Source organism: Variovorax sp. GW460-12-1-14-LB1, from assembly GCF_059423605.1.
This window is the reverse complement of record NZ_JBWKYF010000138.1, coordinates 1-6,571: the sequence shown is the minus strand read 5'-3', so window position 1 is coordinate 6,571 and position 6,571 is coordinate 1. Positions and strand designations below refer to the sequence as shown.

The 6,571-nt window shown below is 71.1% G+C and carries 4 protein-coding genes; 1 reads left to right on the top strand and 3 read right to left on the bottom strand.

The window, feature by feature from the left end; genetic code table 11:
• The coding region (locus AC07Y4_RS32405) for an MFS transporter (protein ID WP_495275663.1) at positions 1-1,238 on the bottom strand (1,238 nt) is incomplete at its 3' end.
• Positions 1,239-1,363: 125 nt separating this feature from the next.
• Between AC07Y4_RS32405 and AC07Y4_RS32400 the strand changes: the two genes are divergently transcribed.
• Entirely contained in the window at positions 1,364-2,284 is a 921-nt protein-coding gene (locus tag AC07Y4_RS32400) for a LysR family transcriptional regulator (protein WP_495275664.1), read from the top strand.
• A gap of 21 nt (positions 2,285-2,305) precedes the next feature.
• Here the strand turns inward: AC07Y4_RS32400 and AC07Y4_RS32395 are convergent, their stop codons facing one another.
• Entirely contained in the window at positions 2,306-3,790 is a 1,485-nt protein-coding gene (locus AC07Y4_RS32395; RefSeq protein WP_492694134.1) for an AAA family ATPase, read from the bottom strand.
• Positions 3,791-3,896: 106 nt separating this feature from the next.
• Positions 3,897-6,413 carry an ABC transporter permease gene (locus tag AC07Y4_RS32390; RefSeq protein ID WP_492694132.1) on the bottom strand — a complete coding sequence of 839 codons (2,517 nt, stop codon included), beginning with the start codon at positions 6,411-6,413 and terminating at the stop codon, positions 3,897-3,899.
• Between the last annotated feature and the right edge of the window lie 158 nt (positions 6,414-6,571).

Genomic DNA, 6,571 nt, shown 5'->3' with positions numbered 1-6,571 from the left:
CCCGCCCCCACCAGCGCCAGCGCAATGCCCTCCCCCGCGACGCGCACGGTGTTGAAGATGCCCGACGCCATGCCCGCCCGCTCGCGCGGCACCACGCTCACGGCCAGGCCGTCCATCAGCCCCCACGGCAAGCCGATGCCCGCACCGATCAGCAGCAGCGGGCCCACGAGGCCGTGCAAGGGCGTGCCCGGCGCGCAGCGGGCGAGCCACACGAGCCCCGCCGCGCACACCAGCAGCCCCACCGCCGAGATCACGCCCGCAGAGAACCGGTGCGCGAGCCACGCCGCCAGCGTCGGCACCACGAGGATCGGCCCCGACAGCGCGAACATGAAGCCGCCCGCCTCCAGCGCGCTGCGCCCCTCGAGCCCGATGAAGCGGATCGGCAGCAGCACCAGCAGCACGACAAAGCCGTAGGCCGGCGCCGCGGCCAGCAGTTGCACGCCGACGAAGCGCGGAAAGCGGAACAGCGACAGGTCGAGCATCGGATGCGCCACGCGCTGTTCAATGGCGATGAAGGCCGCGCCCATGGCCAGCGCACCGGCCAGCGCCGCGAGCACCCACGGGCTGCCCCAGCCGCTGTCGGGCGCCTGCAGCACGCCCAGCGTGAGCAGGCTCAGCGCGGCCGTGAAGCTCAGCGTGCCCGGCACGTCCAGCCCCATCGCCTGCGGGTTGCGCGACTCGCGCATGCGCGGCGCGGCCAGGCCCAGCGCGACGAGGCTCACGGCACCGGGGCTCAGCATCACGGCGTGCCAGCCGACAGTGTCGGCCAGCCAGCCCGAGAGGATCGATCCGCACGACAGCCCCACGCCGAACGAGGTACCGATGAGGCTGAACGCCCGCAGCCGCGCGGGCCCGTCGAACACCTGCGCCAGCGCCGCCGTGCCCGCCGCGAAGGCCGCCGCCGAGCCCAGCCCTTGCACGGCGCGTGCGAGGTCGAAGGCGACGATGCCCGGCGCCAGCGTCAGCAGCGCGCTGCTCAACGCCACCACCGCCAGGCCCAGCAAAAAGACGCGCTTGCGCCCGTAGGCATCGGCCAGCGCGCCGGCCGCCATCAGCGTGGCGCCGAAGCTCAGCATGAAGGCGTTGGTGACCCAGTTGAGTTGCACCGGCGTGCCGCCCAGCGTGTCGCGGATCGCGGGCAGCACCACGGCCGGGCCGGTGAAGCTCAGCGGCATGCCGAGCGCGGCCAGGCAGACGGCGGCGAGCAGCCAAGCCTTGTTGGAATCGGGGGAAGACATCGGGAGGGCTTTCACGCGGGAGAAGGAAAAGGGAAATGCGTGAAGCGAAGATAAAAAGGATTCAATGAAACGAAAATGGGCCCTCAGCTCCTCACATTGCCAACCAAAGGTTGCCAATCAAGCCCATGGACAGCTTCAGCGGACTCGAATCCTTCGTGCGGGCGGCCGACCTGCAGAGCTTTGCGCGGGCGGGCCGCGACCTGGGCATCTCGGCCTCGGCCGTGGGCAAGAACGTCGCGCGGCTCGAGGCGCAGATGGGCGTGCGCCTGTTCCACCGCACCACGCGGCAGGTGCGGCTCACGGCCGAGGGCGCGATGTTCCACGAGCGCTGCCGCCGCATCCTCGACGAACTCGGCGATGCGCGCGCCATGCTGCAGGACGCCGTCGCCACCCCGCGCGGCCGCCTGCGCGTGAGCCTGCCGACCATCGGCTACCGCTTTCTGCTGCCGATCCTGCCGGCGTTCAAGGCGCGCTTTCCCGAGATCGAACTCGACCTCGACTTCAACGACCGGCTGGTCGACGTGGTGGCCGAGGGTGTCGACGTGGCGATCCGCAGCGGCGAGCTGGTCGATTCGCAGCTCGTGGCGCGCCGGCTCGGCCCGTTCAGCTTCGTGCTCGCGGCCTCGCCGGCGTACCTGGCACAACACGGCGTGCCGCAGGTGCCGGCCGACCTCGCCCGCCACAGCTGCCTGCGCTACAAGTTCGTGACCGGCGGAAAGATCGAGGACTGGGACCTGCCCAGCCTGCCGCCACAGCTGCCGCCGGGCCTGGTCTGCAACAACATGGAAGCCATGCTGGGCGCCGCCGTCGCGGGCCTGGGCATTGCGTACATGCCCGACTTCCTGGCGCGTGATGCACTGCGCCGTGGCGAGCTGCAGCGCGTGCTGGCCGCGCACCTCGTGCGGCAGGGACAGTTCTCGGCGCTGTGGCCGTCGAGCCGGCAGCTGTCGCCGAAGGTGCGGGCGTTTGTCGACTTTGCGAGCGAACACATGTTCACTGCGACTGCCGACGAGGAAGAGAAAGACAACCGCCCGCCGCGCCGCTGAACGGCGGGCGGGGCGGGTGCGTCAGGCCGCGACCGCGAGGGCGGGCGCTTCGACCGGTTGCGGGGCTGGCGCAGCCGCCACGGGGGCCGGCTGCGGTTGCACCGGCGCAGCCGTGCGGCCCCACAGTGCCGCCAGCGCGTCCAGCGGGAACAGCGTGCGCGCATCCTCCGGCGTCGCCGCTCGCACCGTGGTGCCCGTCACGTCGTCGATGTGGGCCGCGCGCACGGCATCGGGCCGGTGCGCCGGCACCATGAACGGCGAGTGCGTGGTGTAGAGGATCTGGTGGCCGAAGTCGTTCTCCAGGTGCGCGAGCAGGTCGGCCTGCGAGCGCGCGTGCAGGTGCAGCCCGGGCTCGTCGAGCAGCAGCACGACCTCACCGGCGGCCACGCCCCGGGTGCCGGCGAAGAACGCGATGTAGAACGAGAAGAACCACTGGAAGCCACGGCTGCGCTCGTCCAGATTCACCTCGACTTCGTAGGCCCCGTTCGGGTCCGACACCAGCGTCTCCAGGTGCTGCCCGTCGAGGTTGAAGCGGATCTTGAGCGGGCGGTCCTTCCACAGCCGGCGGATCTCGGCGGTCACGACGGCACCGGCCCGGTTCACCAACTGATTGCGCGTCGCCAGGTCGTTCTTCGCCAGCAGGTCCTGCAGCTGCTGCGGGTCGAGCCCCGCCACCTGGCACAGCTTCTCGAAATTGCGCTCGCCCGCCGTGCGCTCGCCCCAGCCCTTACGCGTGAGGTACTCGGCGATGTTCTGGCGGCCGGGCAGCGAGGCGTAGTCTTCGACGTAGATGAAGCGCGGCAGTTTCTCCAGCACCCAGGCGCGGGCGCGGGCCAGCGCGGGCTGGTCGTTGTCGATCGTGCGCGCCAGCTCCTCGAGCTCGGTCAGCATCTGCGCCTGCTTGTCGGCGATCTCGGCGCCGGCCGTGGCCAATGCCTGGCGCAGCGCCTGCAGCGCCAGCAGTGCGCCGGCCGACCACTTGACGAAGTCGGGGCTCGGGATCATGGCGGCGTCGAAGGCGTCGGCTTCCTGTTCGAGCGGCGCCTTCAACTCGTCGGCGACCTTTTCGGCCGCGGCCTTCACGGCGGGCACGATCTTGCGCACCTTGGCCTTGATGTCGCTCACGTCGATCGACAGCGGGCCCAGGCCCTCGAAGCCGGTCGTGCGCGTGGCGCCGTAGCCGCGCCCGGCCGTGACCTGACGCACGCCGGCCGCGCGCGGCAGGATGGCGGCGAGCGCCAGCTGTTCGGAGGCATCGAGGTCCCAGCGCGTGTGCACCACCGGGGTGTCGTCGGTGCATTCGTCCAGGCGGCGGTGCCGCGGAAAGTCCTTGATGGGGCTGAGTGCCGTGAGCCCGTCGGTCGGGTTCAGGCTGTGCAACGCGCGCAGCAGGTTCGACTTGCCGCTGTCATTTCGGCCGAGGATCGCTGTGATCTGGGAGGAATCGATGGAGCCGCTGTCGTGGATCGAGCGATAGTTGGTGATCTGGAATGACGCCAAGCGCATGCAGGAATTTCTCTTCTGAATTGAATACGGGGCCGGGGAATGTATTGCATCCCCGGCCCCGTCCTGCCGATCGCGAAAGAAAAAAACTGTACGGGCCTGCGCTGCCCTACTCGGCCGCGCGGCGCAGCGTGTCGACCACCGGCCGGCGCAGCACATCGCGCAGGCCCCACCACCCCGCCGCCAGCGCGAGCACCGCACCGGCCAGCGCGCCGGCCACCGGCACGAGCGGCGACGCGGTCCAGGTGAACTCGAACACGTAGCGCGCCAGCCCCCAACCGATCACCGAGGCCACGATGCTCGCGAGGAAGCCCGCGAGCAGGCCGACGCCGATCAGCTCGGCGCGCTGCACCTGACGCAGCAGGCTGGCGCGGGCGCCCACGGCGCGCATCACGGCGAACTCGCGCGCACGCTCCTCGCGGGTGGCGGTGACGGCGGCGAACAGCACCACGAGCCCGGCCGCCAGCGTGAAGCCGAACAAAAATTCGACCGCGCGCACCACCTGGTCGAGCACGCGCTGCACCTGGTTGATGGTGGCGCTCATGTCGACGTTGGTCACGTTGGGAAAGCTGCGCACCAGCGCGTTGTCGAAGCCGCGCGTCTCGGGCGCGCGGAAGGCGCCCATGTAGGTCACGGGCACGTCGGCCAGCGAGGCCACGGTGTACATCACGAAGAAGTTGGCGTGCAGCGAGCCCCAGTCGACCTTGCGCAGCGAGGTGATGCGCGCGTCGTTCTGCATGCCGCCGATGTCGAAGCGCAGGGTGTCGCCCAGCTTCAGGCCCAGCGTCTCGGCCAGGCCTTCTTCCACGCTCACCTCGTTCTTCGCCTCGGGCGTCCAGGCGCCGGTGGTGACGCTGTTGTGCGCAGGCGCCTCGGTGCTGTTGCTCAGGTTGAACTCGCGGTCCACCAGGCGCTTGGCGCGGTCCTCGGTGTAGTCATCGGGTGTCACGGGCTTGTCGTTGATCGCCACCAGCCGGCCGCGGATCATCGGGTACCAGTCGAACTTGGCGACGCCCGCGTCGCGCAGCGTCTTCTGGAACGCCTCGCTCTGCTCGGGCATCACGTTGATGACGAAGCGGTTGGGCGCGTCGGGCGGCGTGGCCTTGCGCCAGCTCGCCACGAGGTCGGTGCGCAGCAGCACGAGCAGCACCAGCGCCAGCAGGCCCACGGCCAGCGCGCTGACCTGCACCACGGCGTAGGCCGGGCGCGCCGAGATCTGCCGCGTGGCCAGCACCAGCCAGCGCGGCGCGGTGGTCTCGCTGACGCTGCGGCGCAGCACCTTCACGGCGAGCCAGCTCAGCAGCGCGAACACGGCCACGGCACCGGCAAAGCCGCCGACCGCAATGAGGCCCAGCTTGAGGTCGCTGCTGGCCGCCATCAGCAAGGCCGCGAAGCCCGCCACGCCGATGCCGAGCACGGCGAGCGATGCGGGCTTGAGCCCGCCCACGTCGCGGCGGATCACGCGCAGCGGCGGCACGCGCGCCAGCTGCAGCACCGGCGGCAGGCCGAAGGCGAACAGCAGCGTGAGCCCCATGCCCAGGCCGAAGGCCACGGGCCACAGTGTGGCGGCGGGCAAGGCGGTCTCGACCAGCCCGGCCAGCAGCAGCACGAACACGTAGTGCACGGCGAAGCCGATGGCCACGCCGATCGCGCTGGCCACGATGCCGATCACGGCGAACTCGAAGGCGTAGGCCGCGGCGATGGTGCGCTGGCTCTGGCCCAGCACACGCAGCATGGCGCAGTCATCGAGGTGGCTGGCCGCGAAGCCGCGCGCGGCCAGCGCCACGGCCACGGCCGACAGCAGCGCCGCGAGCAGCGCGACCAGGCTCAGGAATTTCTCGGCGCGGTCCAGCGTCTGGCGCATCTCGGGCCGACCGCCTTCGAAGGAGTCGAGCCGCACGCCGCGCAGCTCGCCCTTCTTGATGGTGGCGTCGGCCCATTCGGTGAAACGCTTCACGGCGGCGTCGTCGCCGGCCACGGCGTAGCGGTAGCCCACGCGGCTGGCCGGCTGCACGAGGCCGGTGCGCGCCACGTCGGCCTGGTTGAGCATCACGCGCGGCGAAAAGCTCATGAAGCCCGCGCCCCGGTCGGGCTCCAGCGTGATCACGCGGCCCACGCGCAGGCCGGTGTCGCCCAGCAGCAGCGTGTCGCCGACCTTCAGGCCCAGCGAGTCGAGCAGCGAGGCATCGACCCAGACCTCGCCCGACGCCGGCACGTCGCGCGTCACCGTGCCTGCGCCCTCGGCCGTGGTGGCCGTCTGCAGGTTGCCGCGCAGCGGGTAGCCCGGCGTCACGGCCTTCAGGGCCACGAGCTTGCTGGCGCCGCCCTGGGCGTCTTCCGCTCGCGCCATGGTGGGAAAGCCGAAGGTGCCGGTGCCCGCGAGGCCGAGCGACTTCGCCTGTGCGATGAAGGTCTCGGGCGTCGGGTTGTCGCTCACGATCACCGCGTCGCCGCCCAGCAGCTGGCGCGCGTCGCGCTGCAGCCCGCCCTGCAATCGGTCGGCGAAGAAGCCGACCGCCGTGAGCGCGGCCACGGCCAGCACCACGGCCACGATCAAGAGGCGCAGCTCGCCGGCGCGCAGGTCGCGCCAGAGCGTGCGCCAGCCAAGGCGAAGGGAAGCGTTCATGGCGCGAACGATAGCCGACGCCTACCGGCACCGACGGACTCAAGGGTTATTGGAAAGGGCCGCGAGGTGTTGCCCGCTGCGCGGACCTGTCGCACGATGCGAAAAAACGAAGGAGCGCGTGTCGATGGCGACCCCACCCGCCCCGCGGCGCCCCGGTC

Bases quoted from the DNA above. Each gene is read 5' to 3' on its own strand.
- AC07Y4_RS32400 (WP_495275664.1), top strand. From the start codon at position 1,364: ATGGACAGCTTCAGCGGACTCGAATCCTTCGTGCGGGCGGCCGACCTG.
- AC07Y4_RS32395 (WP_492694134.1), bottom strand. From the start codon at position 3,790: ATGCGCTTGGCGTCATTCCAGATCACCAACTATCGCTCGATCCACGAC.
- AC07Y4_RS32390 (WP_492694132.1), bottom strand. From the start codon at position 6,413: ATGAACGCTTCCCTTCGCCTTGGCTGGCGCACGCTCTGGCGCGACCTG.